Here is a 23,879-nt window from a genome sequence, read left to right as displayed (position 1 = left end):
TGCCCCATGGTTCGGGCCCTGGCATTGTCGGCTGCCCTGATCGCCGCCACCCCCTTGTTCGCGAAAGAGGGGCAAGAGGCTGTCACCACATTTACGCTGGAAAACGGCATGGACGTCGTAGTGGTCGAGGATCATCGCGCTCCTGTTGTGCAGCATATGGTCTGGTACCGGGCCGGATCCGCCGATGAACCGATCGGATCCTCTGGCGTTGCACATTTCCTGGAACATCTGCTGTTCAAAGCCACCGACACAATGGAAGCGGGCGAGTTGTCAGCCACTGTCGCGGCCAATGGCGGCAATGACAACGCTTTCACTTCTTACGACTACACCGCCTATTTTCAGCGTGTCGCCGCTGACCGGCTGGAACTGATGATGCGGATGGAGGCAGATCGTATGCGCAACATCCGCCTGACCGAGAATGATATCATCACCGAACGCGACGTGGTTCTGGAAGAGCGTAATCAGCGGAGCGAAAACAATCCACGCGCTCTGTTCGGAGAACAGATGAATGCAGCGCAATATTTGAACCACCGTTACGGAGCGCCGATTATCGGCTGGCGCCACGAGATGGAGGCGTTGGATATGGACGACGCCCTGTCCTTCTACCAGACCCATTATGCACCCAATAACGCCATATTGGTCGTCACCGGAGATGTTGACCCCGACGAAGTCAGGGCGTTGGCCGATCAGTACTACGGTGTTATCCCAGCCAACCCTGATTTGCCCGAGCGGATACGCTCGCAAGAACCACCCCAGACTGCCGAACGTCGCCTGACCTTCAAGGATGCGCGTGTCGCACAACCCTACGTGCAGCGCAGCTATCTGGCCCCTGAACGGGACGCCGGTGAGCAGGAGAAGGCCGCTGCCCTGTTCCTTTTGGCGGAATTGCTGGGAGGAAGCACAACCTCATATCTGAATGAAAAGCTGCAATTTGAGCAGCAGAAGGTGGTCTATACCGGTGCGTTCTACAAGGGGGTCTCATTGGATGACACGACCTTTGATCTGATCGTTGTGCCGGCTGAGGGCGTTTCGCTTCAGGATGCGGAGGATGCCATGGATCAGGCCGTTGCGGATTTCATCGCGGAAGGTGTCAAGGATGAAGACCTGGAGCGCATTAAGATGCAGCTCCGCGCCGCGCAGACCTATGCGCGCGATAACGTGGACGGTATTGGAAACCGCTATGGTCGTGCGTTGACCAGCGGGTTGACGGTCGAGGATGTGCAGGCTTGGCCCGACATCCTGCAGGCTGTGACGGGTGACGAGATCATCGCGGCTGCCCGTGAAGTGCTGCAACCTGAAACCTCGGTCACTGGCTGGCTGATGCGTGACGATGAGGTGACACAATGAAACGGTTTGCCGCAACGCTAATTGCGCTGATCATTGCCCTTCCCGCCTGGGCCGAGATTAAGATCAAAGAGGTAACCTCGCCCGGTGGTATTACCGCTTGGCTGGTCCAAGATCATTCGATCCCCTTCACTGCGCTGGAACTTCGGTTTCGTGGAGGAACGTCGCTGGATGATCCCGACAAACGCGGCGCGGTCTATCTGATGAGCGGCCTGATTGAGGAAGGCGCCGGCGACATGGATGCCCGCACCTATGCACGCGAACTTGAATCTCTGGCTGCGTCCTTCAGCTACAGGGCAACAGATGATACGGTCTCCATTTCGGCGCGGTTCCTGACTGAGAACCGGGATGAAGTGATTGATTTGCTGCAGACCACAATTCATGAACCGCGTTTCGATGAGGATGCGATCGATCGGGTGCGCGCTCAGGTGATTTCGGGTCTGAAGTCCGACCAGACTGATCCAAGCGATATTGCCGGACGCAGCTTTGCTGAAATGGCATATGGGGATCATCCATATGCGTCGGACGGTAAAGGTACGATTGAAAGCGTTTCAAGCCTGACCCGCGACGACATCGTCGCTGCCTACGACAATGTCTTTGCCAAGGACAGACTGTACGTCGGGGCTGTCGGCGACATCACAGCAGAAGAGCTGGGGGTACTGTTGGACGAATTGCTGTTGGATCTGCCAGCAACCGGGAAACCCATTCCAGACAAGGCGAAGGTCACCATTGACGGCGGTGTCAGCGTAGTGGACTTCAACACTCCGCAATCCGTCGCCCTGTTCGGGCAAAGTGGCATTGATCGCGACGATCCCGATTTCTTTGCGGCCTATATCCTGAATCACATTCTGGGCGGCGGCGGATTCGAAAGTCGCCTTATGCAGGAAGTACGTGAGAAACGTGGTTTGACCTATGGCGTGGCGACCTATCTGGTGCCCAAGGATCTGGCGTCGGTGTATCTGGGCTCGGTCTCATCTGCCAATGACCGTATCGCCGAAGCGGTCGAGGTGATCCGACAGGAATGGGCGCGCGCGGCTGCGGAAGGTGTGACGCAGAAAGAATTGGATGACGCCAAGACCTATTTGACCGGGGCCTATCCGCTGCGTTTTGACGGCAATGGCCAGATTGCCGGAATCATGGTCGGGATGCAGATGGAAGATCTGCCTATCGACTACATTGCGACTCGCAACGACAAGGTGAATGCAGTGACCTTGGAGGATGTGAACCGGGTGGCGTCTGAACTGCTGAACCCCGAGGGTCTGCATTTCACCATCGTCGGCAAACCGGAAGGGGTGGACGGCTGACGTCGTCCATCTACCCGCTGCCGAACAGAATTATTCGTTGTTATTGAATGATTTTTCTTGGAATTGACGGCAGGGGGTGATGCGAACCACTGGCGGAAACAACGAGTTTGTGACCTCTTGCAGGGCGCAGCGCCTGACAGAAGATCGGCAATTCTCCGCCTTAAGTAATCGTTAACTCGCCTTGGCCATACTTTGGCCAGAAATGTCGAGAATTCTATGTTAGTCGGGAACGGAGATGGGATTCAGAAGATCAACATCTCCTGAGACGAGGCTTGGGACGGATAGCGGCACCATGATAGTTGCGATAATGGGATTGGGAATACTTGCAGGGTTTTTAACCTTTGCTGCCGCTTTGGTTGTCGGTCAATCTCTGCTCAGCGCTTTCGCACTTTACGTGGTGGCTGGTACGCTGACATCGCTTTTGGTAGCAGCGGGTATCTATTTCAGAAGCTCTTGAATTTGGTAGGTTGGAAATAAAGCCCAGCGACTGAAAAGTTTGTCACCAATCGGACCCCTGTGTTCTAACCTAAGCCTGGCCCTTTTTCGCTGCGCGCAGCATCTGACCCATCATCTGGCCAAACTTGCCCGAGCCGCGCTGATACAAAGCCCCGTCAACGGCCATGACTGTTCCGCTGATATAGCTCGCCATATCAGAGCTAAGGAATAGGCAGGCATTTGCCACATCCTGGGGCTGACCCCAGCGACCCAGCGGGACGTCCCGACGCAGCTCTTCATGGGCATTTTCGGTAGGGGCCAGCCGTTTTGCGCCTTCGGTTCCTTCGATAAAACCCGGAACGACCGAATTCACGCGAATCCCTTCGACGCCCCATTCCATTGAAAGGGTTCGGGTGATCTGATCAACGCCCGCCTTGGCGGCGCAAACATGGGCTTGCCCTTCGTAAGGCAGATAGGATTGCGGGGCCGAAATGTTGATAATGCTGGCACCGGGACGTTTGAGATAGGGGTAGGCCCCTTTCATGACGTGGATCGTGCCCATCAGATCGATATCTATGACCGCCTTGAATGCATTGACCGACATTTCAGATGCCAGCGCTGGGAAGTTGCCGGCAGCACCAGAAATTAGGACATCGAAATCTCCAAAAGCGTCGTGGAATTGCTTAAGGCCTTCGGCTACGGCCTCTGGATTGCGAACGTCGAACGCCGCGCCGATCGCGTCGGATGCGCCTGCTGCTTTCAACGCGGCCACGGTATCATCGACCTTTGCCTGCGACCGGCTGGCGACAGCCAGATTAGCACCCGAGGCCGCAAAGGCCTCGGCAATGCCGCGATTGATACCGCTGGTGCCACCAATGACGATGACGGTCTTACTTGAAAAATCCATTTAGGCCTCCGGTGGTACGGGGGCCTTACTCTCCGTAGGGCACCCAGATGTTTTTCACTTCGGTCGCAGCCTGCAGGAAGCGGCGCGAATGGTCCACGCTCCAGTCAAATGCCGTCGCGTTATTGACCCAAGTCCGCTTCAGATTTCCGGCCGAGACGACCTCGATATCTTTAGACAGATCGGTGGACGAGAACGACCAGACCGCATCCACGTTCAGATGCGAGGCCAGCGGCTTTGCCAGCTCTGCGTGGCTGCCGGTCAGGATGTTGACCACACCGGCGGGCACGTCCGAGGTTTCTAGGATCTGGTAAAAATCCGTTGCTGCCAGCGGGTAGGGCTCACTTGCCGCCAGAACCACCCGGTTGCCCATCGCAATCGCCGGAGCCATGGCTGAGACCAGGCCCAACAGGGGCGCTTCGTCGGCGCACAGGGCGCCGATCACGCCAACGGACTCTTTCATGGCAATCGCCACACCTCGGATCGGAACGCCATGCACCTGACCGTCATACTTGTCAGCCCACGCAGCGGCGGAGAACAGGCGCTGGATCGAGGCCTCAACCTCTTTCGCGCCGTCCTTTTTGCCGGTCATTGCGTCGATACGAGCGGCGAACTCACCCGCACGCGCCGAGAGGTTTTCGCCGATGTAGTACAGGATCTGAGCCCGCAGATGGCCGGTGGTCTTGGACCAGCCCTTGGCCCCTGCCGCCGCCTCAACCGCATTGCGCACGTCCTTGCGGTTGGCCAGTCCCACATGGCCCAGTAGGCCGGACTTGCCCCAGACAGGTTTCGAATAGCCGCCATCGGGCCGCGCCTGCTTGCCGCCGACATACATCTTGGCGGTGCGGTCAATAGGATCGACGGGAGCGCCTTCGCCCATTGCCGCCTCAATCTTTGTCAGCGGTTTGGCCTTGGCTTTGGGCTTGGTATAGGCCGTCAGCCCTTCCCAACCGCCTTCACGGCCAAAGCCGCTTTCGCGTACACCGCCGAACCCGGCAGCAGCGTCGAACAGGTTGGTTGCGTTCACCCAGACCACGCCCGCAACCAGCTTGGGCGCGATGTCCAGCGCGAGGTTTACGTTTTCGGTCCAGACCGTTGCGGCCAACCCGTAACGGGTGTTGTTGGCCAGCTCGACCGCCTCTTCCGGAGTGCGGAAGGTCGAGGAGACCAGAACCGGGCCAAAGATCTCTTCCTGCATCAGCGGGTCCGAGGTTTCGAGGCCCGAGATCAGGGTCGGCGGGTAGTAGCAGCCATTTGCGGGCAATTCGCAGGCGGCTTGATGCACGTGGCCAGCCGTGTTGCTCTCGACCTTGCCTTTGATGGTCTGCAGCTGAACAGGGTCCACCACAGCGCCCACGTCGATGCATTTGTCCAGCGGATCCCCGATGCGCAGTGTGTCCATCCGGGCGCGCAGTTTGTCATGAAAACGATCAGCGATACCCTCCTGCACCAGAAGGCGCGAACCTGCACAGCAGACCTGACCCTGATTGAACCAGATTGCGTCGACCAGACCTTCGATGGCTGAATCAATATCGGCGTCATCAAAGACAACATAAGCAGATTTGCCGCCCAGTTCTAAGGTTAGTTCTTTGCCTGATCCCGCTGTCGCTTCACGGATACGCCGCCCAACTTCGGTCGAGCCGGTGAAGGCGACCTTGTCCACATCCGCGTTCACGATCATCTCGCCCACCGCACCGTCTCCGGTCACGATATTGACGACGCCTTTCGGCAGACCGGCCTGCGAGCAGATATCAGCAAAGAGCAGTGCGGTCAGCGAGGTGTACTCGGCCGGCTTCAGAACCACGGTGTTGCCCATGGCCAACGCAGGCGCGATCTTCCACGCCAGCATCAGCAGTGGGAAATTCCAGGGGATGATCTGGCCGCACACACCCAAGGCTTGCGCATCGGGTAGCTCGCTTTTCATCAGCTGGGCCATGCCCGCGTGGTAATAGAAATGCCGTTGCGCCAGCGGGATGTCGATGTCGCGCGATTCACGGATCGGCTTACCGTTGTCGAGGCTTTCGAGCACGGCAAACAGGCGCGAATGCTTCTGCAGCAGGCGCGCAATCGCATAGAGGTATTGTGCCCGACCCGCACCGCCCAGCTTCTCCCACTTGGGTTGCGCATTGCGAGCGGCAGAAACGGCGGCGTCCACGTCAGCCTGTTTCGCTTGTGTCAGCTTGGCCAGAACCTCTCCGGTTGCTGGGTTGCGGCTGTCGAATCCTTTGCCGGGTTTGGTAAACGCGCCATCGATGTAGTGGCCGAACTTGTCGCCCTGATCGACCAGCCAGGCCAGTGCCTCGGCTGCGCTTTCGGGGGCAGGGCCGTAGTCCATGGTCTCGAAAATCTCTTTGACTGTCATTGTTTTTGTCCTCAGCCCATGGAGTGACGGTAACCGGCGGAGTATGCGCCGGTGACATAGTGTTCCAACTGCCGCTCAATGTCGCCCAGCAATGATGAGGCACCAAAGCGAAACAGATCCGGCTCCAGCCAGCGGTCGCCCAGCTCGTCCTTGATCAGCGACAGATAGACCAGCGCATCCTTGGCTTTCGAAATCCCACCCGCAGGCTTGTAGCCTACGCGATAGCCGGTACGGTCATAATAGTCGCGAATAGCTCGGATCATCACCAGCGACACAGGCAAGGTGGCGTTGACGCTTTCTTTGCCGGTCGAGGTCTTGATGAAATCAGCGCCCGCCATCATGCATACCAGCGAAGCACGCGCGACGTTGCGCAGGCTGCCCAACTCTCCGGTCGCCAAAATGGCTTTGACATGTGCATCGCTGCAGGCGACGCGGAAGGCCTTCATCTCATCATACAGGGCCTGCCAGTCGCCAGACAGCACATGACGGCGCGAGATGACGATGTCGATCTCCTCGGCTCCGGCCTTCACGCTTTCTTCGATCTCTGCCACACGCAGATGAAACGGAGAGAGCCCAGCCGGGAAGCCAGTGGATACCGCCGCAACCGGAATACCAGTGCCTTCCAATGCGTCCACAGCCGTTTCGATCATGTCATGGTAGACACACACCGCTCCTGTTGTGATCGGCGGCATGTCCAGCGCCTGCAGAACTGAAGACGCGATAGGCTGACGAGCCTTTGCGCACAGGCGACGAACCCGCCCAACCGTGTCATCGCCCGATAGCGTGGTCAGGTCGATCATTGTGATCGCTTTGAGCAGCCATGCGGCCTGGTATTCTTTTTTCACTGACCGCCGACCGGGCAGCGTCGCTGCGCGGCGCTCGATGGCCGAAGTGTTGGCCTGCACGGCCCGCACCCAATCCAGATCCAGATCCATTCCTGGGTTCCGGGGCTCGGTCACTTGCGGCAGATGCGGGGTGCGCACGGTGCTTTCTGAGCTCTGCGTTTCCATTATTCCGTCCTTTTGGAGGTTCGCGTCAAAATCGCATGGGTCGCAGCGAAAGGGAAGGTGTGCCAGCGTCGTAAGGGGCAAATTTTTGACCAAATGGACAAATATAGTCGTTTTCTTGCGAGTAATTCGCATTTGCATTGACTTAGTTGCGAATGGTTCTCATATTTTGACTTAACAGGATAACCGTTCGGAGTCTGAAATGATTCGTCGATCGCTACTTACGGCATTGGCTCTCGTGCTTGTGTGGCCCGTTGCCGCAATCGCTCAAGCGCCGCTGAAAGTCGTCGCCACCACCGGCATGATTGCAGACGCTGCGCGCCAGGTCGGCGGTGAACAGGTCGACGTGAAGGGCTTGATGGGACCCGGTGTCGACCCTCACGCTTATCGCCAGACCCGCACCGATATTGTTGCGATGACCCGAGCTGATCTGGTGCTGTGGCACGGCCTCTATCTAGAGGCTCAGATGGAAGGTTTCTTTGACGATCTGGGCCGCAAGCGGACAGTGGTTGCCGTGGCGGATGGCATCGACACATCGAAACTGCGCGCCCATGACGACTACGCTGACAAATTTGACCCGCATGTCTGGATGAGCCCGGTTCTGTGGCGCGATGTCGTGATCGAAGTGCAGGAAGCTCTGACCGAAGCCCGACCCGAAGCGGCAGATGAGTTCGCAGCCAACGCACAAGCTTTTCTGGCCGAGATCGATCTGCTGGCCGCCTATGGCAAGCAGGTTTTGGCGGCCGTTCCCGAAAACAACCGCGTGCTGGTGACTGCGCATGATGCATTTGGCTATTTCGGTGATGAATATGGCTATGAGGTGCTGGGTATTCAGGGCATCTCGACCCAATCCGAGGCAGGGTTGAACCGGATCGGTGAGTTGGTCGAAACTCTGGTAGAGCGTCAGCTGAACGCCGTGTTTGTGGAGAGTTCCGTTTCAGATCGATCCATGCGTGCCTTGATCGAGGGTGCTTCGGCCGAAGGTCACAAAGTGGGCGTCGGCGGAGAGCTTTATTCCGACGCCATGGGCGAGCCGGGCACTTATGAGGGCACCTATATCGGTATGCTCGATCACAACATTACTGTGATTGCCGGCGCGTTGGGGGCGGATGTGCCCGAACGCGGCATGAACGGAAAACTGTCGGCGGGGTTTTGAGCCATGATTGAACTCGCCACAGTTCAAGGGGTTTCTATCGAAGGGCAGGACATCGATCTTTGCCCTCTCGCCATACGGGGTTTGACCGTCTCGTACGGTCAGAAACCCGCAGTCTTCTCGGTCGATATGACGGTGCAGCCCGGCGCCATGACGGCAATTATCGGGCCAAATGGGGCTGGCAAATCAACCTTGCTAAAGGCTGCTTTGGGGATCGTGTCTCCGCTGTCGGGTCAGGTGACCGTGTTTGGTCAGCCGCTCGAGGACCAGCGGGCCCGCATCGCCTATGTACCACAGCGCGCCAGCGTGGACTGGGATTTCCCGACGCGCGTGATTGATGTGGTGCTGATGGGCTTGTCGCGTCAATTGGGCCTGCTGGGTCGTGTTCGTGCCCGCCATACCGCCCGTGCCATGGACTGTCTGCACCGTGTCGGTATGCGGGAATTTGCCGACCGTCAGATCGGGCAGCTTTCTGGTGGTCAGCAACAGAGGGTCTTTCTTGCGCGCGCATTGGCACAGGATGCCGACATGTATTTGTTGGACGAACCTTTTGCAGGCGTGGACGCCGCGACTGAAAAGGCGATCATCGCCGTGCTGAAATCGTTGAAAGAGGCTGGCAAGACCGTTGTTGTAGTGCATCACGACCTGGCCACGGTCACCGACTATTTCGACCATGTGTTCCTGATCAACACCCGCAAAGTGGCCGAGGGACCGGTGGAGCAGGCCTTTACCGCTGAAACGCTGCAGGCCGCTTATGGCGGACGTCTTGCAACGGCTCAAATCGATCAGATTTCGCGCGCGCTGGGGTAGTCATGCTTTGGGAGGCTTTGACGTTACAGCTTGGCTATAACGCCACGCTGGTTGCTATTGGTGCGACGTTACTGGGCGTTTCGGCAGGTGTGACGGGCACGTTCTTATTCCTGCGTAAACGCGCGCTGGTTAGCGATGCCATCAGCCACGCGACCCTACCGGGCGTTTGCCTTGCCTTCATGGTGCTGGTGGCTTTCGGTGGTGATGGTCGGAATTTGATCGGACTGCTTGCAGGTTCGGCAATATCTGCATGGGTTGGTTTGCTCTGTATGAACTGGCTGACCAGTCGCACACGTTTGGCAGAAGATGCAGCGATCGGCGCAGTGTTATCGGTGTTCTTCGGTTTTGGTGTCGTACTGCTGACCGTTATTCAAACCATGGGGGTTGGACGCCAGGCAGGATTGGAAGGATTCTTGCTGGGTTCTACTGCTGGGATGCTATGGGCTGATGCTCTGGTCATCGCGATCGGTGGCGCGGCAACGTTGGTACTGGTGATGATCATCCGCCGCCCGATGACGATGGTCGCCTTCGATCCCGAATATGCCGCTGCGCGCGGGTTGCCCGTGCATCGGATTGATCTGGCGATGATGGGGCTCGTGATGGCGGTGACCGTGGTCGGGCTAAAGATCGTTGGTCTGATCCTGATTGTTGCTCTGCTGATCATCCCGCCTGTGACAGCGCGGTTCTGGACGGAGCGATCCGACCGCGTGGTCGTTCTGGCCGGTTTGGCCGGAGGTCTTGCAGGGTATCTGGGGGCAGGTATTTCGGCCTCGGCTCCGAACCTGCCGACCGGACCGATCATCGTTCTGGTCAGCTTTGGGTTCTTTGCCCTGTCTCTCCTGTTCGCGCCGGTTCGGGGCGTGTTGGCAGCTATTCTCAGCCACCTTCGGTTCCAGCGTCGAGTGCACATTCGGCAGGGACTGCTGGCACTGGCGCAGGGGCAGCAAATCTATGAACCCCTAACCATTCGCCTGTTACGCCGCACCGGCCTTGTGCGCGCCGATGGAGTTGCAACAGAGGAAGGGAGGGCGCGTGCGGCCAAGGCCCTACGAGACGAAAAGCGGTGGGAGATCGTCCGCGCGGATCAGGCGCATGAGGCCACTGCGGCGCTGTACGATGGGCTGCGCGATATCGAGACCGTGCTGACTCGCGATCAGATCGCCGAGATCGATCGCCGTATCGGCGGCCCGCAGGAGGTCACGCCATGAGCGGAGAAGAGTTCGTACCCCTGTCGCTGACGCCTTTGTTGATTGGGACATTCGCGGCCATCGCATGCGCTCTGCCCGGCAACTTTCTGGTGCTGCGCAAGCAAGCGCTGATTGGCGACGCGATCAGCCATGTGGTGTTGCCCGGTATTGTCGTCGCGTTTCTGTTGACAGGCGCAATTTCAACTTGGCCGATGATGCTTGGCGCAGCAGGGGCTGCTGTGGTCGCCGTGGTTATGATCGAAGCGATCCGGCGATTGGGTCAGATCGAGCCGGGGGCAGCGATGGGTGTCGTATTCACGACCATGTTCGCCGGTGGTGTCCTACTGCTTGAGCAGACTGACACTTCGACCGTCCATTTGGATGTTGAACATGCGCTTTACGGCAATCTGGAAAGCTTGATCTGGCTGGATGCAACGGACTGGTCGTCGCTGCTGGATCTACAGGCATTGGCAGGGTTGCCACCTGAATTGCCGCGCATTGCGCTGACACTGACGGGGGTCTTGCTATTCACGTGGTTGTTCTGGCGACCGCTCAAGATATCAACCTTCGATGAAGGCTTTGCGCGCACAATTGGTATCCGCACTGGTGCGTTAGGGATGGCGCTGGTGATCATAGCTGCGATTGCTGCTGTCGCGGCATTTGATGCAGTGGGGTCGATCATCGTGATTGCAATGTTTATCTGCCCGCCAGCTGCAGCACGGATGATGACCAACCGGTTGGAAGCCCAGATCGTCTGGAGTGTCCTGTTCGCAACCCTTTCCGCCGTGTCCGGTTATGTTTTAGCGGGCTATGGCCCATTGTGGTTGGGGGCTGCGGATGCTGTCAGCGCCGCTGGAATGATCGCCACGATATCAGGCCTGATTCTGGCGCTGACCGCTGCTTTTGGCCCATGCCGAACCCGCAGCGGAGCGCCCAGTCAGGCTTGACTTGGCGTATTCACGCCAACGCCCATCACGCAGTTTCGGCTGAACTTCGCCAAGTGGAAACAATCACGAATTCTTAACAAGATTTATTCCATTTTCGGTGATACCAAACTTTCAATTGGAAACCACAAGACCACCACTCACTCTGGTATATCCGGCCAGTTCTGACCTTAGTCGCTACCCCCTTAACGGCGCGGTCAAACTGGCCGGATACCTCGTTTAAAGCCCGCTCTTCACAATTCAAACCGGTGGTCGAATCGCGTGCGCCTATGCTAGGTCTAGCGGTATGGTGTATGCTAACCCCAATATCAGCGACGATCGGCCGGTCATTCGACAGCTTGACGACGCAGCGATCAACCGGATTGCAGCGGGTGAAGTCGTGGAACGGCCTGCTTCTGCCGTCAAGGAACTGGTCGAAAACGCCATCGATGCCGGGGCCACACGCATCGCCATTGAGGTCGCGGATGGCGGCAAGACCCTGATTCGTGTCACAGATGATGGGTGTGGGATCGCAGCCGGGGATTTGCCACTGGCGCTGTCGCGCCATGCGACGTCGAAGATCGACGGCGCCGACCTGTTGAATATCCACACCTTTGGATTTCGCGGTGAAGCACTGCCCTCGCTGGGGGCTGTCGGGCGTTTGACCATCACCAGCCGTGTCTCGGGTGCTGATGCGGCCTCGATCCAAGTGTGCGGTGGCAAAATGGATGCAGTGAAGCCAGCAGCCTTGCGCGCTGGGACTGTGGTTGAGTTGCGAGACCTGTTCTACGCCACCCCGGCACGGCTGAAATTCATGCGCACTGACCGGGCCGAGGCGCAGGCGATCTCGGACATTGTGAAACGTTTGGCGATGGCCGAGCCTTCGGTCGCGTTCACTCTGCGCGATGTCTCGGGCGGGGGAGAGGGGCGCGTGACCTTTCGTGCCGACCGCGAGAATGGCGATCTGTTTGATGCGCTGCATGCCCGATTGGCGCGCGTTCTTGGCCGTGAGTTCGCTGAGAATGCTTTGCAGATCGATGCCACACGCGAAGGGCTCAGGCTTTATGGCTATGCCGCGCTGCCGACCTATTCGCGCGGGGCTGCAGTGGCGCAGTATCTGTTCGTCAATGGGCGACCCGTGCGGGACAAGATGCTGACCGGTGCGCTGCGAGCGGCCTATTTCGATTTCCTCAGCCGCGACCGGCATCCGGCGGCGGCGCTGTTCATAGATTGCGATCCAACGCTGGTGGATGTGAATGTACATCCGGCAAAATCCGAGGTTCGGTTCCGCGATCCGGGCCTCGCGCGTGGCTTGATCGTGTCCAGCCTGCGTCACGCGTTGGCCGAGGCCGGGCACCGGGCATCTTCGACCGTGGCCAACGCAACCTTGGGTGCGATGCGGCCCGAGCCGGCACCTGCAACCCCGGCGCGGGTGTATCAAATGGATCGCCCGTCACCCGCGGCGCGTCAGGCGGCCTATCGGGCGCAGTCTCCGGGCTTTGCGGAACTGTCGCAGGACTATAGCGGACGCATCATGGAACCGGTGCCCGAAACTGCACCGGTGGATGAGCCGCAAGACCTGCCCTTGGGGGCGGCGCGCGGGCAGGTGCACGAGAATTACATCATCGCCCAAACGGCAGACGGCATGGTGATCGTGGATCAACACGCCGCACATGAACGGTTGGTTTACGAAAAGCTCAAGTCCCAGATGGCCGAAAATGGCGTTGCCGCACAAGCGTTGTTGATCCCCGAAATCGTCGAACTGACAGACGGTGACTGCGCGCGACTGATGGCCGTTGCAGAGGACCTGTCGCGCTTTGGATTGACCATCGAACCCTTTGGTGGCGGGGCAATCGCCGTGCGCGAGACTCCGGCCATATTGGGAGAGGTCGATGCCCGTGCGATGATCCTCGATATCCTTGATGAGCTTGCCGATCAGGGCGAAAGCCAGACGGTGCAAGCGCGGATCGAGGCGATCCTGAGCCGGGTGGCCTGCCATGGTTCGGTTCGGTCTGGCCGTCGGATGCGGGCCGAAGAGATAAATGCCCTGCTGCGTGAGATGGAGGCGACGCCCCATTCCGGGCAGTGCAACCACGGGCGGCCAACTTATGTGGAACTGAAGCTGAGCGATATCGAACGCCTGTTCGGCCGCAGTTGATCCGCTGGCCCGCTCGGGCTATGAAGAATAAAACAAGAACATCTGAGGCAACATGATCGAGATTGCTGGCACTCAATATGCGTTGAATGACCCTGTTATCCTGACAGTGGGCGGGGTGGTGGTGTTGATTCTGCTGCTTCTGTTTCTGTCACTTCGAGCGTCACAGCGTTCAGCTCGGATGGCGGAGCCGCTGGCCCGGCAGATGGCGCACCTTGGGCAGCATGTGCAGCAACTGGGCCAGGGGCAGGAACAACTGCGAGGTGGCCTACAGCATGTCTCGGACACGCAAGCCAACGCGCAGGTGCAGGTGATCCAGACCGTTGAATCCCGCCTGTCATCGGTGCAACAGCAGATGAATGACCGGCTGGCCGATAACGCGATGAAATCGGCGCGCGCTCTGGCTGAGATGCAGGAGCGGATGAAGGAATCGCTGCATGGTTCGTCGAAACAGACGGCGACCTCGCTGACGCAATTGCAGGAACGTCTGGCAGCCATCGACAAGGCGCAGGACAATATCACCAAGCTTTCAGGCGACGTGCTGTCATTGCAGGATATTCTGTCGAACAAGCAGACGCGCGGGGCATTCGGGGAAATCCAGCTGAACGATATCGTTTCAAAGGCGCTGCCATCAGATAGTTTTCAGCTGCAGGCCACGTTATCGAACGGACGGCGCGCTGATTGCCTGATCAACCTGCCGAACCCTCCCGGACCAATCGTGATCGACAGTAAGTTCCCGCTGGAAGCCTATGAGGCGCTGATCGGATCGACCAATGATATGGAGCTGAAAACAGCCGTGCAGATGTTCCGCAGTACAGTGCGCAAGCACATCAACGATATTGCTGAGAAGTACATTCTGGACGGTGAAACTGCCGACGGCGCTTTGATGTTCTTGCCCTCCGAGGCAGTCTATGCCGAGCTGCACGCCAAGTTCCCTGAATTGGTGCAAGAGAGTTTCTCGAAACGCGTTTGGATCGTTTCACCCACCACGTGCATGGCGACGCTGAACACCATGCGGGCGATCCTTAAAGATGCGCGTATGCGCGAACAGGCCGGTGCGATCCGCAAGGAATTGGGGCTGCTGCATAAGGATGTGGAACGTTTAGGCGACCGGGTGTCGAATCTCGACCGTCATTTCGGGCAGGCTGCAAAGGATATCTCGGAAATCAAGATCAGCGCGGAAAAGGCGGGTCGCCGGGCGCAACGGTTGGATAATTTCGATTTCGAAGAGCTTGCGCCGGATGACCAAACAAACGTCGTGCCGCTGGGCAAAACCGAAGGGTAAGCGTTATTGGATCGACAGGTCCAAGTTGTAACCAACCGTCTTGCCTGTGTCGCGATCGTTACCCATCAGATAAACACGTATGGTGTAGTCGCCATCATCGGGAAGCTCGATCCGGGCGGTATTTCCATCGATTGAGCCGTTGTAAATTGCGACGCCGTCGCTATCCGGCGGCAAGATGTTGAAATAGATCACGCCGTTGCCATTGGTGTCACTGACCTTAAGGTCGGCGAACATCTCCTGCCCAGCCTTGGCTCCGAGTTTATAGTCGAAATACTCGTCGCCGGTGACAGTCCCATTCACCATCGTGCCGAAATTGCCCGGTTGGAATTTAATGTCTGCGGACATCTGTGCGGAAACGCTGGCCCCAAAAGTCAGCAAAAGCGCTGTGACCGCCATTCTTAAGAACATTGAAAACCCCCAATTAGTTAGCGTCGATAAACAACCCTACCACAACGGGTCAGATTCGAAGGAATGGCTGGAACAGGCGCGGCATCAGCTTGCTGAACTTCAGTGGAGCATCAGTGACGGCCAGGCAAATGCAGTCTTCAGAGATATCTGCCGTAGGCGTATGATGGATAGACTGGTCAGCGATTTCGACGTCGCCGCGGTCGAAGCGGTCGATCTCGTCAGAGAATGCACCCTGCAGGACCATCGTCAGTTCTATGCCTTTATGGCTGTGATCCGGCACTGCTGCCCCGGCGGGGATAAACAACAACCGGGCGGTGGCTTCGCTGGTCGTGGGCAGGATTGCCTGTTTGACACCCATGCCGACGGGCTTCCATTTGATCGCGTTCACGTCGCCGCCGACATAGTCCTGCAGCGGTGTCGGAAGAACTGCACAAGACGGGTGCGCGGGTTTCACCTTTGGTGCGCCCTGAGCAATCAATGCCATTGTTGCCGCCAGTGAACCGTCACTCATGCTTGCTGACGCATCTTGTTCTTGCAAAACGCATCCGCCAACTGCGTCAAAGCTTTCAGCGCGGGCGCGGCAGTGGTCGCACAGAGAAAGATGCGTTGCGACCATCAGGTCAAACGCTTCGGGCAGATTGCCTGCGGCATAGGCCATCAGCAGGTCGTCTGTCAGGTGATGTTTAATCTCGTTTTTCATGCTCGTCATCTCAGTTCATCGCGTGGCGCAAGCGGTCCAGCGCCAGCCGTATCCGTGATTTGATCGTTCCCAAGGGCAACCCGGTCTGAGATGCGATTTCTCGATGGCTCAGATCTCCGAAGTAAGCCTTCTCGATCAGCTGTCTTTGCGCCTCAGGTAATGCAGCCATGGCATCACGCAGCTGCGCGGTTTCCTGTTGCAGCGCTAAAACGTCTTCCTGTTCCGGCTCCGCCTCCGGCCCCCACCCGAGGTCTTCGGGTTCGGGGCGGCGTTGCTTGCGCAATACGTCAATGCGCTTGTTCCTTGCGATCGTGAACACCCAGGTCGCAACCGTCGCCCTTGTCGGGTCAAACAGATGCGCCTTGTGCCACAAGGTCGCCATGACCTCCTGCGCGCATTCTTCAGCCAGGGCGGCATCCGAACCGGACTTGATCAGGAACGCCTTGATACGAGGCGCGAAATGCTGAAACAGTTCGGCGAAGGCCGCCTGATCGTGAGCGTCTCGGATTCGACGGACGTGTTCCACCCAATCCTTTCTGGCGCCACAAGTATTATTCTGTCCGTTCACCGAGTTGCCCTTAAAACGCTTAGGTCCGCGCCAAACAATTCTTCCAGCAGCTTCTGCCGTCGGTTCGTCCAATGTCGCGGTGTCAGTCTCGGTAAACATAACCACAATACGTGGGGACACCCAAGGTGGATCAGTCGGTTGGATAAATTTCATCCAAAACCGGCTGAATATCGTATTGTGAGATACCAGATATGCGGAAATGCATGTCAATTGAATGATTTGCGGGCAGGACGGAAAATCTGTTTCATGAACAGAATTGATTATATCGCGGGCCATACCTTTCACGGGCGCAAAGGTGCGGTCGAGAATGCGTTTCGCTATTCCGTCGATTACATCTTGCTAGACCCCGAGGCCCACCCCAAGACCCCATCCCTGTTTTCGATCAATGGCGCGAACCTGACAAGCTGGCGAGATTGTGATCATGGGGGTGAACCTGGTCAGGGTCGCGGGGCGATCTGGCTGCGTGAGTGCTTTGAGGCGCAAGATATTCCACAACCGGACAGGATGACCTTGCTGACACAACCCCGTGTGTTAGGGCATGTGTTCAATCCGGTCAGTTTCTGGTTCTGTTTTGATAAAGATAACCAGCTTTATGCTGTGGTGGCCGAGGTGACCAACACTTATGGCACACGCCATAGCTACTTGTGCCACAAACCCGATCTTTCACCGATTGCACCTACCGATCGGATACTTGCGGACAAGCTGATGCATGTCTCTCCGTTTCAGAAGATCGAGGGCACCTATACCTTCCACTTTGACTATCAGGACGAACGTGTTGGTGTCTGGATCGATTATGGGCGTGCCCGAGGCGGTTTGATTGCCACGCTGACCGGTCCGCGCCAGCCGTACAGCAACCGGATCATTCTAAAGTCTCTCTGGCGGCGTCCGTTCGGCGCGCGCCGGGCGGTGTTTCTGATCCACTGGCAGGCTGTGAAGCTGTGGTTCAAACGGGCGCGGTTCAGCCCGTTTCGTACCGCGCCGGTTCCCGATCAGCCTGTATCCCGGTCGCGGCACTAAAGCCCTCCGCTTTGCGCAAGATCAAAGACGGTCATCTGTGGGATCGTGCAGAAATGCCTGGACCGCGAACACGAGGAGTTGAGACAGATGTTGGAAATCTCGGCAAGAAAGATCGCCCAGGTCGCCATGATGGGGCGTGAACTGGACCGGGCCGAGGGCGAATTGCGCGCATTCATCGACCGTATGGGTGAGGATGAGCAAGCAGAACTGGTGGCCGTCATGTGGATCGGTCGAGAAAGCTTTTTTGCCGAGGATTTGGCCGAAGCGATCGCGACGGCTAAGTCCGAAGCCTCGACGCCTTGCGCGGATTATCTGATCGGAACACCGCATTTGTCGGACCATCTGGAAAACGGGTTGGATGCGCTGGGTATTTCAGCCGAGGACGTTGAAAACGATCTGATGTAGTCGGTGATCTGGCGACGGGTCAGCTTATCCTAGCGTATGAAGCAAAATTAATGCGGCCTTCCGTCGGGGTTAATGTCGAGTTCTTTGATCAGGTTCATCAAACACAGCGATGAATCTAGGAGGAACCGTCATGGCACATGTCAATGCAACCGGAGCAGATCATCGGGATCTGCTTTTTGGCCAACTTGTGAACCAAACAGTGCCAAAGTCAGGATGGCAGCGCCGCAAGGTCTACAAGAACACGATCCGGGCGCTTGAAGAACTCAGCGATCGTCAGCTTTTTGATATCGGCATTCCGCGTGGTGAGATCAGGCGGCGCGTATATCGGAACGTCTATCAGAACATACCCTATCTGAACGGCGTTTAAGCCTTTCCGGCGCTGAACGGAAATCGGTCCATTTTAAATTTTGCTGAGGTAACAAGTATGCTGGATGCCAACCCAATCCCGAAACAACCCCCTTCAAAAAGCGCATTGATGCTGTTTGACCGGGCGATGAGAATACACGCGATCAGGGCGGATATCGTTTGTGCCGCCCAGGAACTGAACCGGCTTTCTGATTCCGATCTGTCAGAACTGGGCATCAATCGCTGTGATGTTGAAGCGGTGATTGCGCAATACATCTGACGATAGCGGGTTAAGCCGCATTAAGAACGCAGCCGCTCCGAAGGTACCGGAGCGGCTGTTTGTGATTTAGGCCGTGTGGTCCACGATCTGCAGGTGCTGTGCCAGCGTGTCGATCTCGCGCATCCAGTCCTGCACCAGCTTCGGGTCGCTGGGTGCAGCGTGAACTCCTGCGGGAATAGCGCGGTTCAGCACGGCCTCGACGGCCAATGAAACCGGGATCGAAACCAGCCGCGCCATCGCCGTCCCGCGCGCGTCGCCCCAGGCATCCATGACATAGGTTTTGTGCCAAACTTCAACGCCGTCCTTTTCCGCCTTCAGGCCCACACATAAAACCACGCGGTCAGGCTCGCCCTCGTCATAGGCGTTCTCGGCCCAGAACTGATCCGACATCTCTTTCAAGCGCGCATCGCCTTCGGGGCCGGACAGCGTTTCGATTTCGGTGAACACATCCGACCACGCGTCAGCCCAGCCGTTCAGGCGCAGGGTGCCACGGACAAATTCCTTGACCGGCCAGTGATCCTCGAACTGGTACTCGGCCTTGAAGGGGATCGAGTCGCGGTTCGGGTAGACTTCGAAGCTTTCCGGAGTGGGCAGCGGTGCGATGTAGCTGGTGATCGCGTCCCAAGGTCGGGCGACATCCAGCGGCGCGTAGTCCCGGATTGACTTGGAAGGAGAGCGCAGCGCTTTGAGCACACCCAGAGGTGACCAGCTGAATTTGTAGCGGAACGGGTTGGGATTCTTGGGAACGCCTCCGCAATAAGAGATAAAGCTCAGGTGGTTTTGGGGATCAAACGCGTCCGAGGCGCGGTAATCGGCAACCAGCGCATGCGCCATCAGATGGTCGATGCCCGGGTCCAACCCAACTTCGTTAACCAGCGCTACTCCGGCCTCGCGGGCCTTGCTGTCCAGCGCGCGCATCTCAGGTGCGATATATGAGGAAGAGACAAAGTTGGCTTCTTTCGAGATTGCCAATTCTGCCAAAGGTACATGCCAGTCACCAGGCAGCATCGATACGATGGCATCACCTTTTTCCAGCACCGCACCCAATGCGTCGATGTCGAAGGCGCGGATGTCGTCGGTGAGGTCACCGACCTCTGTCTTGGCCTTCTCAATGGTCCGGTTCCAGACAGTGACTTTGTGCCCGCCTTCAATAAGACGGCGCAGGCCGGGGATGGCCGACAGGCCGGTGCCGCACCAGTGAATCGTCATCGCTCAGATCCCTTCAATATGAGTTTTGTAAGTTGCTTCTGCCCGGCCCCAGACGCCGCTATCCAGATCGGTGAGGGTCAACAACGACGGAAGTAATTGCGCCGCGTAGTCCTCGGAACTTTCGACAGGCAGCATCGACGGCAGGTTGTCGATCGCCATAACATCCATCACCGGATCGGTGGCCACGCGCAAGGCGGGGGCATCCCATGTGGTCGCGCGGTCATAGACCGGCACTGGGTTGTAATCGCTATCCGGGTCGCAGGCCACATCGCCGATAGCTGTAAGGTTCCGCGAGGTGGTCAGCGCTGACCGTGGGACAAAGACCGGTGTGCCGGGACGAGCGAAGATACAGTTCAAGAACAGGTCGTGATCGAGGATTTCTGGGAATGGTCCGCCGCGGGCGGTTTCGGCCATGTCCCACTTGGTAACGCTGACGCCCATTGCCTCGCAGAGATCAGCCGCGCCTGTGCCAACACGGCCCAACGCACCGATGACGATGGCGCGGGGACGGTCGGCGCCGGTGGAGTCCAGCTCGGCCAGCAATTCGGCATTCAACGTGTCTTTGTTCTTATAAACACCAACCGGCGGGCATTCTTCATTTCGTTGCTGGGCCGCCCATGTCTTGAGCGTCACGGCAGCCCCCGCGTATCCAGCCCAATAGCCGAAAGCGGCAACCCGGCGGCCGTTTTCCTCGACCAGATACTCCAGATCATAAAGTGTGCCGCCGCCAGCCTTGAACCGCTGCAAAAGCGCGCGTCCTGAATGTTGCCCCTTATAGGCATGGCCGAACATGATATGGCGGTGGGGCAGGGGCGTGCCGTCCTCGGGCAGCTCCTTGAGGCCAAAGATGATCGCGTCCAGCGGGGCATTGGGCCAGGAATTCTCAGCCGCGATTTCACAGCCCGCGTCCTTGTAGCCATCAATTGCGATGGCGCGGACGGAACTTTCCTCGACCGTCACGCGGATGCCTGCCGCGATCAACGCGGCAGTGCCTTCGGGGGTCAGCCCGACCCGTTCCTCGTTCGGGCGCTGTTCTGCCCGGACCCAGAGATGTGTCATTCCAATTCCTTTTGTCAGAGCATACCGGCAGCGCGTACCGCCTGTACCGAGGGACGCGCCTCCATCGCTTCTCGGAAGGCGATGATCTTTGGAAAGGCCGAGACGTCAACACCGTCGCCCTCCAGCCAGCTGCAAACCACGTACAGGTACGCGTCGGCCAGCGAGAACGCCTCGCCCAAAACAAACGGCCCACGCAACCCGTTCGACGAGATATATGCGCAGGACTCAGTCATGTTTTGCGCGACTTTGTCCTTCATGTCTTTCCAGCTGGATTTCTTGTCTGCCCAACGGGGCCCGCGCATCTTGTGGGCATGGTTCACATGCATGGTCGAGGCGAGATAAAACATCACCTCTCGCATCCGCGCCGCCATAACCGGATCTGATGGCACCAATCCCGCCTCAGGCGCTTTAGCGGCAGTGTATTCCAGCAACGCTCCGGTTTCGGTCAGAATGACGCCATCCACAACCAGTGCCGGGACCCGACCTTTTGGATTGATCTGCTTATAGGCGGGTTTGGTTTGCTCACCTCCGGCAAAGTCCAGTTGGATGGCCTCATACTCAAGCCCGGCCTCTTCCAGCGCAATTGCCACGGCGACCGAGATTGTGCGGGGGGCATAATAAAGTTGCATTGTAGCCTCCTTACAGATGGGTCTGCGCGAACTGACGGTCTGGCGCTTCCAGATGGGGCACTGCGTTGAACAGAACCGGACTTAGCTGCGCGCCAATCGGGTGCAGACGATGCATCGACGTGTTCATGATGGCAAGCGCCACCCGCGCCATCGATGGGATGTCCAAGCCCATCGCCTGCCGCACCACCATCGAGATCAGCCCGCCCGAGGTCACGACAATTGCCGGACCGCCTTCGGTGCCTATCTCACGCAGAGCATCGCGAACGCGAGTCTCGAACTCTTCAAAGGATTCTGGCGTATCTTCGATCTCGCCCCGGGACCAGGCGGCAAAGGTGCGGGGCAAGTGCTCGACAAAGCCTTCGCGGTCGGTTGGTATTTCAACCCCGTGCTGCTGTTGGAATAACTGGGCAAGGGTGAAATACTCGATCTCATTCAGCCGCGCATCCCGAGTTGGCTGCGGCAGCCCCATGCTGGCCGCAGTTTCCACGTGCCGGTTGAGTGTGCCGCAATAAACCCGAGGGTAATGCAGGCGGGTATCGCGCAAATGCGCGCCCAGCCAACGGGCCTGTTGGTGACCCAGTTCGCTCAGCCGGTCATAGCTCAGCTCATCCCGTGCGGTTGTGTTGGCCTGCCCGTGGCGCACTAATGTGATATGTGACATGATGATCCCTCTTGCGTTGACGTCTTAGGGCAGGTTCGGGGCCGGGACCAGAGGGCTTTCACGCGGGCCCGAAAAAACTCCTATATCAGGCGAAGTTTACCGCTATGGTCACCCCGACAAGGAGGACCCATGGCTGTCGATCACACACGGTTTCTGACCGATCTACACACGCTGCGTTCATTCGGGGCTTCGGGCGTCGGCAAGGGCGTCGTCCGCCCTGCCTATTCCAAAGCTGATATCGCCGCGCGCCAGTGGCTCGCCGGGTGCATGACCGAGGCTGGCCTGACTCCGCATGTCGACCCGGTTGGAAACCTGTTCGGGTTGGCTGATGGACCCTCGCTGCTGATGGGCTCGCATTCCGACAGCCAGCCCGAGGGCGGTTGGCTGGACGGAGCCCTGGGCGTCATTGCGGCACTGGAAATCGCGCGTTCCAGTGATCGACCCATCTCGGTCGTCAGTTTTCAGGACGAAGAGGGGCGGTTCGGCGTCACCACCGGATCGGCGGTCTGGTCAGGTGGATTATCTTTGGAACAGGCGGACGTGCTGATTGATGGCTCAGGCGTCACCTTTGGCAGCGCGCGGGCTGAAATGGCAAAGAAGTCGCAAGGCTTTGTTGATCCTGTCCGGTTCAGCGGCTTCATCGAAATGCACATCGAACAGGGCCCGGCACTGGATGCAGCCGGTGAACAGATCGGCGTTGTTACCGATATCGTCGGCATCCGCGATATGGTCATCACCTTCCAAGGCCAGCAAAACCATGCTGGAACCACGCCAATGCATTTGCGACGTGACGCGTTTCAGGCCCTGTCGCTGTTCAACACGCGCCTCAATGACCGGTTCCGTAATGTGGTCACGCCGCAAACCGTCTGGACCATCGGGCGTGTTGATGTTCACCCCAATGCGTCCTCTATCGTGCCGGGACGGGTGCGGTTTTCGATGCAATGGCGCGACGGCGATCCTGAGCGTCTGGTGCGTATGGAAGACATCATTCGCGCGACCGCACAGCAGATTGCCGAAGAGCAGGGCGTAACACTAACCTACGGCCCGATGCTGGGGTTAGAGCCCGTCAGCATGGACCCGGTTTTGCGCGGTGCGCTGGAAAGCGGCGCGCAGGCCATTGCGCCTGGGCGTTGGCGCAATATGCCATCCGGAGCGCTCCACGATGCCACCAATGTCTCGCGCCTGATGCCGGTTGCGATGCTCTTTGTCCCGTCGATTGACGGAATCAGCCACGATTTTGCCGAAGACACAGCCGAAGAGGATTTGGTTGCAGGTCTCAGGGTGCTTGATCGCGCAGTCCATTCCCTTGAGGAATGAAGGTAAGTTGAAGACCATTTCACGATTTTCCACGCTAAACCAAGTTACTATCGGGGATGTCTACCAGCTATGGGTGGGTGCTCGGCACAGTTTTACTGACTCCGAACAAGGAGTGTTGCCTAACGGAAAAAAGTTTCCTATAGGAACATTGTTGATGCATGCACCCGTATACTGTTCTGCCGTGATCGAGGCGATCTGCTGAAATCCTGGGCTGAATCGTTGCAATCTGTGCAGCTTGGGTCAGACTGACAGGAACGTTTCTGGGTAACTGATACAAAGCAGGTGGCCACCATGACTTCATCCTTAAAACGCACTCCCTTGCACGCTTTGCATGTTGAGTTGGGGGGTAAGTTGGTTGATTTTGCGGGATGGGAGATGCCTGTTCAGTATCCTTTGGGGATTATGGGGGAGC

The 23,879-nt window shown here is 58.0% G+C and carries 24 protein-coding genes and 1 pseudogene; 15 read left to right on the top strand and 10 right to left on the bottom strand.

Annotation, left to right across the window (positions count from 1 at the left end; genetic code table 11):
• The first annotated feature begins 6 nt into the window (after positions 1–6).
• From ACRZ96_RS16080 to ACRZ96_RS16070, 3 genes are all read left to right on the top strand, one after another.
• Positions 7–1,347: a M16 family metallopeptidase gene (locus ACRZ96_RS16080; RefSeq protein ID WP_480814839.1), complete on the top strand. Its 1,341-nt coding sequence runs from the start codon at positions 7–9 to the stop codon at positions 1,345–1,347.
• A complete protein-coding gene (locus tag ACRZ96_RS16075; RefSeq protein WP_170515008.1) occupies positions 1,344–2,648 on the top strand; it encodes a M16 family metallopeptidase in 1,305 nt (434 codons plus the stop codon). The genes ACRZ96_RS16080 and ACRZ96_RS16075 overlap by 4 nt, the downstream gene beginning before the upstream one ends.
• Positions 2,649–2,940: 292 nt before the next feature.
• The gene (locus ACRZ96_RS16070; protein ID WP_170515005.1) at positions 2,941–3,105 is read left to right on the top strand and encodes a hypothetical protein; all 165 of its coding nucleotides are present in this window, start codon (positions 2,941–2,943) and stop codon (positions 3,103–3,105) included.
• Positions 3,106–3,174: 69 nt separating this feature from the next.
• On the opposite strand, the gene ACRZ96_RS16065 is transcribed toward ACRZ96_RS16070, so the two are convergent.
• The 3 genes from ACRZ96_RS16065 to deoC are packed head-to-tail and all read right to left on the bottom strand — an operon-like array spanning position 3,175 to position 7,359.
• On the bottom strand, positions 3,175–3,990 hold the full coding sequence (locus ACRZ96_RS16065; protein ID WP_223117187.1) for an SDR family oxidoreductase: 816 nt from the start codon (positions 3,988–3,990) through the stop codon (positions 3,175–3,177).
• Between the two features lie 25 nt (positions 3,991–4,015).
• Positions 4,016–6,349 carry an aldehyde dehydrogenase family protein gene (locus ACRZ96_RS16060; RefSeq protein ID WP_480706444.1) on the bottom strand — a complete coding sequence of 778 codons (2,334 nt, stop codon included), beginning with the start codon at positions 6,347–6,349 and terminating at the stop codon, positions 4,016–4,018.
• Between the two features lie 11 nt (positions 6,350–6,360).
• Entirely contained in the window at positions 6,361–7,359 is a 999-nt protein-coding gene (deoC, locus tag ACRZ96_RS16055; protein WP_170408484.1) for a deoxyribose-phosphate aldolase, read from the bottom strand.
• A 199-nt stretch (positions 7,360–7,558) separates the two neighbouring features.
• Between deoC and ACRZ96_RS16050 the strand changes: the two genes are divergently transcribed.
• From ACRZ96_RS16050 to ACRZ96_RS16025, 6 genes are all read left to right on the top strand, one after another.
• A complete protein-coding gene (locus ACRZ96_RS16050) occupies positions 7,559–8,512 on the top strand; it encodes a metal ABC transporter solute-binding protein, Zn/Mn family (protein WP_170408483.1) in 954 nt (317 codons plus the stop codon).
• A gap of 3 nt (positions 8,513–8,515) precedes the next feature.
• On the top strand, positions 8,516–9,319 hold the full coding sequence (locus ACRZ96_RS16045) for a metal ABC transporter ATP-binding protein (RefSeq protein ID WP_170426192.1): 804 nt from the start codon (positions 8,516–8,518) through the stop codon (positions 9,317–9,319).
• A gap of 2 nt (positions 9,320–9,321) precedes the next feature.
• The gene (locus ACRZ96_RS16040) at positions 9,322–10,527 is read left to right on the top strand and encodes a metal ABC transporter permease (RefSeq protein WP_480706441.1); all 1,206 of its coding nucleotides are present in this window, start codon (positions 9,322–9,324) and stop codon (positions 10,525–10,527) included.
• Entirely contained in the window at positions 10,524–11,453 is a 930-nt protein-coding gene (locus ACRZ96_RS16035) for a metal ABC transporter permease (protein ID WP_480706439.1), read from the top strand. Before ACRZ96_RS16040 ends, ACRZ96_RS16035 begins: the two co-directional genes overlap by 4 nt.
• Positions 11,454–11,736: 283 nt before the next feature.
• Positions 11,737–13,587, top strand: coding sequence for a DNA mismatch repair endonuclease MutL (mutL, locus tag ACRZ96_RS16030; protein ID WP_480814838.1), 1,851 nt, complete (start codon positions 11,737–11,739; stop codon positions 13,585–13,587).
• 52 nt (positions 13,588–13,639) lie between these two features.
• Complete coding sequence (locus ACRZ96_RS16025) at positions 13,640–14,869, top strand: DNA recombination protein RmuC (RefSeq protein WP_480814837.1); 1,230 nt, start codon at positions 13,640–13,642, stop codon at positions 14,867–14,869.
• Positions 14,870–14,872: 3 nt separating this feature from the next.
• Here ACRZ96_RS16025 and ACRZ96_RS16020 read toward each other — a convergent pair whose 3' ends face one another.
• The 3 genes from ACRZ96_RS16020 to ACRZ96_RS16010 all read right to left on the bottom strand — a co-directional run bounded on the left by ACRZ96_RS16020 (position 14,873) and on the right by ACRZ96_RS16010 (position 16,503).
• Entirely contained in the window at positions 14,873–15,214 is a 342-nt protein-coding gene (locus ACRZ96_RS16020; protein WP_480814836.1) for a hypothetical protein, read from the bottom strand.
• A gap of 112 nt (positions 15,215–15,326) precedes the next feature.
• Positions 15,327–15,977, bottom strand: a complete 651-nt coding sequence (locus ACRZ96_RS16015) for a ChrR family anti-sigma-E factor (RefSeq protein WP_170408477.1) — start codon at positions 15,975–15,977, stop codon at positions 15,327–15,329.
• 10 nt (positions 15,978–15,987) lie between these two features.
• Positions 15,988–16,503 carry a sigma-70 family RNA polymerase sigma factor gene (locus tag ACRZ96_RS16010; protein WP_480814858.1) on the bottom strand — a complete coding sequence of 172 codons (516 nt, stop codon included), beginning with the start codon at positions 16,501–16,503 and terminating at the stop codon, positions 15,988–15,990.
• Positions 16,504–16,791: 288 nt separating this feature from the next.
• Between ACRZ96_RS16010 and ACRZ96_RS16005 the strand changes: the two genes are divergently transcribed.
• The 4 genes from ACRZ96_RS16005 (at position 16,792) to ACRZ96_RS15990 (ending at position 18,592) form a co-directional block, all read left to right on the top strand.
• Entirely contained in the window at positions 16,792–17,562 is a 771-nt protein-coding gene (locus ACRZ96_RS16005) for a DUF1365 domain-containing protein (RefSeq protein WP_480771842.1), read from the top strand.
• An 87-nt stretch (positions 17,563–17,649) separates the two neighbouring features.
• A complete protein-coding gene (locus tag ACRZ96_RS16000; RefSeq protein ID WP_170408475.1) occupies positions 17,650–17,967 on the top strand; it encodes a DUF3775 domain-containing protein in 318 nt (105 codons plus the stop codon).
• Positions 17,968–18,097: 130 nt separating this feature from the next.
• Positions 18,098–18,334, top strand: coding sequence for a DUF1127 domain-containing protein (locus ACRZ96_RS15995; protein WP_170394595.1), 237 nt, complete (start codon positions 18,098–18,100; stop codon positions 18,332–18,334).
• Between the two features lie 57 nt (positions 18,335–18,391).
• The gene (locus ACRZ96_RS15990) at positions 18,392–18,592 is read left to right on the top strand and encodes a DUF1127 domain-containing protein (protein ID WP_480563455.1); all 201 of its coding nucleotides are present in this window, start codon (positions 18,392–18,394) and stop codon (positions 18,590–18,592) included.
• A 66-nt stretch (positions 18,593–18,658) separates the two neighbouring features.
• Here ACRZ96_RS15990 and ACRZ96_RS15985 read toward each other — a convergent pair whose 3' ends face one another.
• The 4 genes from ACRZ96_RS15985 to ACRZ96_RS15970 are packed head-to-tail and all read right to left on the bottom strand — an operon-like array spanning position 18,659 to position 22,150.
• Positions 18,659–19,801 (bottom strand): saccharopine dehydrogenase C-terminal domain-containing protein, encoded by a 1,143-nt coding sequence (locus tag ACRZ96_RS15985; RefSeq protein ID WP_170637086.1) that lies wholly within the window; start codon positions 19,799–19,801, stop codon positions 18,659–18,661.
• Between the two features lie 3 nt (positions 19,802–19,804).
• Complete coding sequence (locus ACRZ96_RS15980; RefSeq protein ID WP_170598443.1) at positions 19,805–20,860, bottom strand: saccharopine dehydrogenase; 1,056 nt, start codon at positions 20,858–20,860, stop codon at positions 19,805–19,807.
• 14 nt (positions 20,861–20,874) lie between these two features.
• Complete coding sequence (locus tag ACRZ96_RS15975; RefSeq protein WP_480706426.1) at positions 20,875–21,489, bottom strand: glutathione S-transferase family protein; 615 nt, start codon at positions 21,487–21,489, stop codon at positions 20,875–20,877.
• 10 nt (positions 21,490–21,499) lie between these two features.
• Positions 21,500–22,150, bottom strand: coding sequence for a histidine phosphatase family protein (locus ACRZ96_RS15970; protein WP_170513888.1), 651 nt, complete (start codon positions 22,148–22,150; stop codon positions 21,500–21,502).
• Positions 22,151–22,279: 129 nt separating this feature from the next.
• Here ACRZ96_RS15970 and ACRZ96_RS15965 point away from each other — a divergent pair, with 129 nt between their 5' ends.
• Positions 22,280–23,467, top strand: a complete 1,188-nt coding sequence (locus ACRZ96_RS15965; protein ID WP_480814835.1) for a Zn-dependent hydrolase — start codon at positions 22,280–22,282, stop codon at positions 23,465–23,467.
• 291 nt (positions 23,468–23,758) lie between these two features.
• Positions 23,759–23,879 (top strand): annotated as a pseudogene (gene gcvT / locus ACRZ96_RS15960) (glycine cleavage system aminomethyltransferase GcvT); the annotation flags it as partial.

This window comes from Ruegeria sp. CF1, assembly GCF_056537445.1.
The sequence above is the reverse complement of the archived record's forward strand: the minus strand, read 5'-3'. Positions and strand labels throughout refer to the sequence as shown.

What these genes read in the sequence shown, in the direction of transcription:
- ACRZ96_RS15990 (WP_480563455.1), top strand. Translation starts at nt 18,392, where the DNA reads ATGCTGGATGCCAACCCAATCCCGAAACAACCCCCTTCAAAAAGCGCA.
- ACRZ96_RS15970 (WP_170513888.1), bottom strand. Translation starts at nt 22,150, where the DNA reads ATGTCACATATCACATTAGTGCGCCACGGGCAGGCCAACACAACCGCA.
- ACRZ96_RS15965 (WP_480814835.1), top strand. Translation starts at nt 22,280, where the DNA reads ATGGCTGTCGATCACACACGGTTTCTGACCGATCTACACACGCTGCGT.
- deoC (WP_170408484.1), bottom strand. Translation starts at nt 7,359, where the DNA reads ATGGAAACGCAGAGCTCAGAAAGCACCGTGCGCACCCCGCATCTGCCG.
- ACRZ96_RS16015 (WP_170408477.1), bottom strand. Translation starts at nt 15,977, where the DNA reads ATGAAAAACGAGATTAAACATCACCTGACAGACGACCTGCTGATGGCC.
- ACRZ96_RS16065 (WP_223117187.1), bottom strand. Translation starts at nt 3,990, where the DNA reads ATGGATTTTTCAAGTAAGACCGTCATCGTCATTGGTGGCACCAGCGGT.
- ACRZ96_RS15975 (WP_480706426.1), bottom strand. Translation starts at nt 21,489, where the DNA reads ATGCAACTTTATTATGCCCCCCGCACAATCTCGGTCGCCGTGGCAATT.
- ACRZ96_RS15995 (WP_170394595.1), top strand. Translation starts at nt 18,098, where the DNA reads ATGGCACATGTCAATGCAACCGGAGCAGATCATCGGGATCTGCTTTTT.
- ACRZ96_RS16005 (WP_480771842.1), top strand. Translation starts at nt 16,792, where the DNA reads ATGAACAGAATTGATTATATCGCGGGCCATACCTTTCACGGGCGCAAA.
- ACRZ96_RS16025 (WP_480814837.1), top strand. Translation starts at nt 13,640, where the DNA reads ATGATCGAGATTGCTGGCACTCAATATGCGTTGAATGACCCTGTTATC.
- ACRZ96_RS16075 (WP_170515008.1), top strand. Translation starts at nt 1,344, where the DNA reads ATGAAACGGTTTGCCGCAACGCTAATTGCGCTGATCATTGCCCTTCCC.
- ACRZ96_RS16050 (WP_170408483.1), top strand. Translation starts at nt 7,559, where the DNA reads ATGATTCGTCGATCGCTACTTACGGCATTGGCTCTCGTGCTTGTGTGG.
- ACRZ96_RS16040 (WP_480706441.1), top strand. Translation starts at nt 9,322, where the DNA reads ATGCTTTGGGAGGCTTTGACGTTACAGCTTGGCTATAACGCCACGCTG.
- ACRZ96_RS15980 (WP_170598443.1), bottom strand. Translation starts at nt 20,860, where the DNA reads ATGACACATCTCTGGGTCCGGGCAGAACAGCGCCCGAACGAGGAACGG.
- mutL (WP_480814838.1), top strand. Translation starts at nt 11,737, where the DNA reads ATGGTGTATGCTAACCCCAATATCAGCGACGATCGGCCGGTCATTCGA.
- ACRZ96_RS16060 (WP_480706444.1), bottom strand. Translation starts at nt 6,349, where the DNA reads ATGACAGTCAAAGAGATTTTCGAGACCATGGACTACGGCCCTGCCCCC.
- ACRZ96_RS16070 (WP_170515005.1), top strand. Translation starts at nt 2,941, where the DNA reads ATGATAGTTGCGATAATGGGATTGGGAATACTTGCAGGGTTTTTAACC.
- ACRZ96_RS16045 (WP_170426192.1), top strand. Translation starts at nt 8,516, where the DNA reads ATGATTGAACTCGCCACAGTTCAAGGGGTTTCTATCGAAGGGCAGGAC.
- ACRZ96_RS16080 (WP_480814839.1), top strand. Translation starts at nt 7, where the DNA reads ATGGTTCGGGCCCTGGCATTGTCGGCTGCCCTGATCGCCGCCACCCCC.
- ACRZ96_RS15985 (WP_170637086.1), bottom strand. Translation starts at nt 19,801, where the DNA reads ATGACGATTCACTGGTGCGGCACCGGCCTGTCGGCCATCCCCGGCCTG.
- ACRZ96_RS16020 (WP_480814836.1), bottom strand. Translation starts at nt 15,214, where the DNA reads ATGTCCGCAGACATTAAATTCCAACCGGGCAATTTCGGCACGATGGTG.
- ACRZ96_RS16000 (WP_170408475.1), top strand. Translation starts at nt 17,650, where the DNA reads ATGTTGGAAATCTCGGCAAGAAAGATCGCCCAGGTCGCCATGATGGGG.
- ACRZ96_RS16035 (WP_480706439.1), top strand. Translation starts at nt 10,524, where the DNA reads ATGAGCGGAGAAGAGTTCGTACCCCTGTCGCTGACGCCTTTGTTGATT.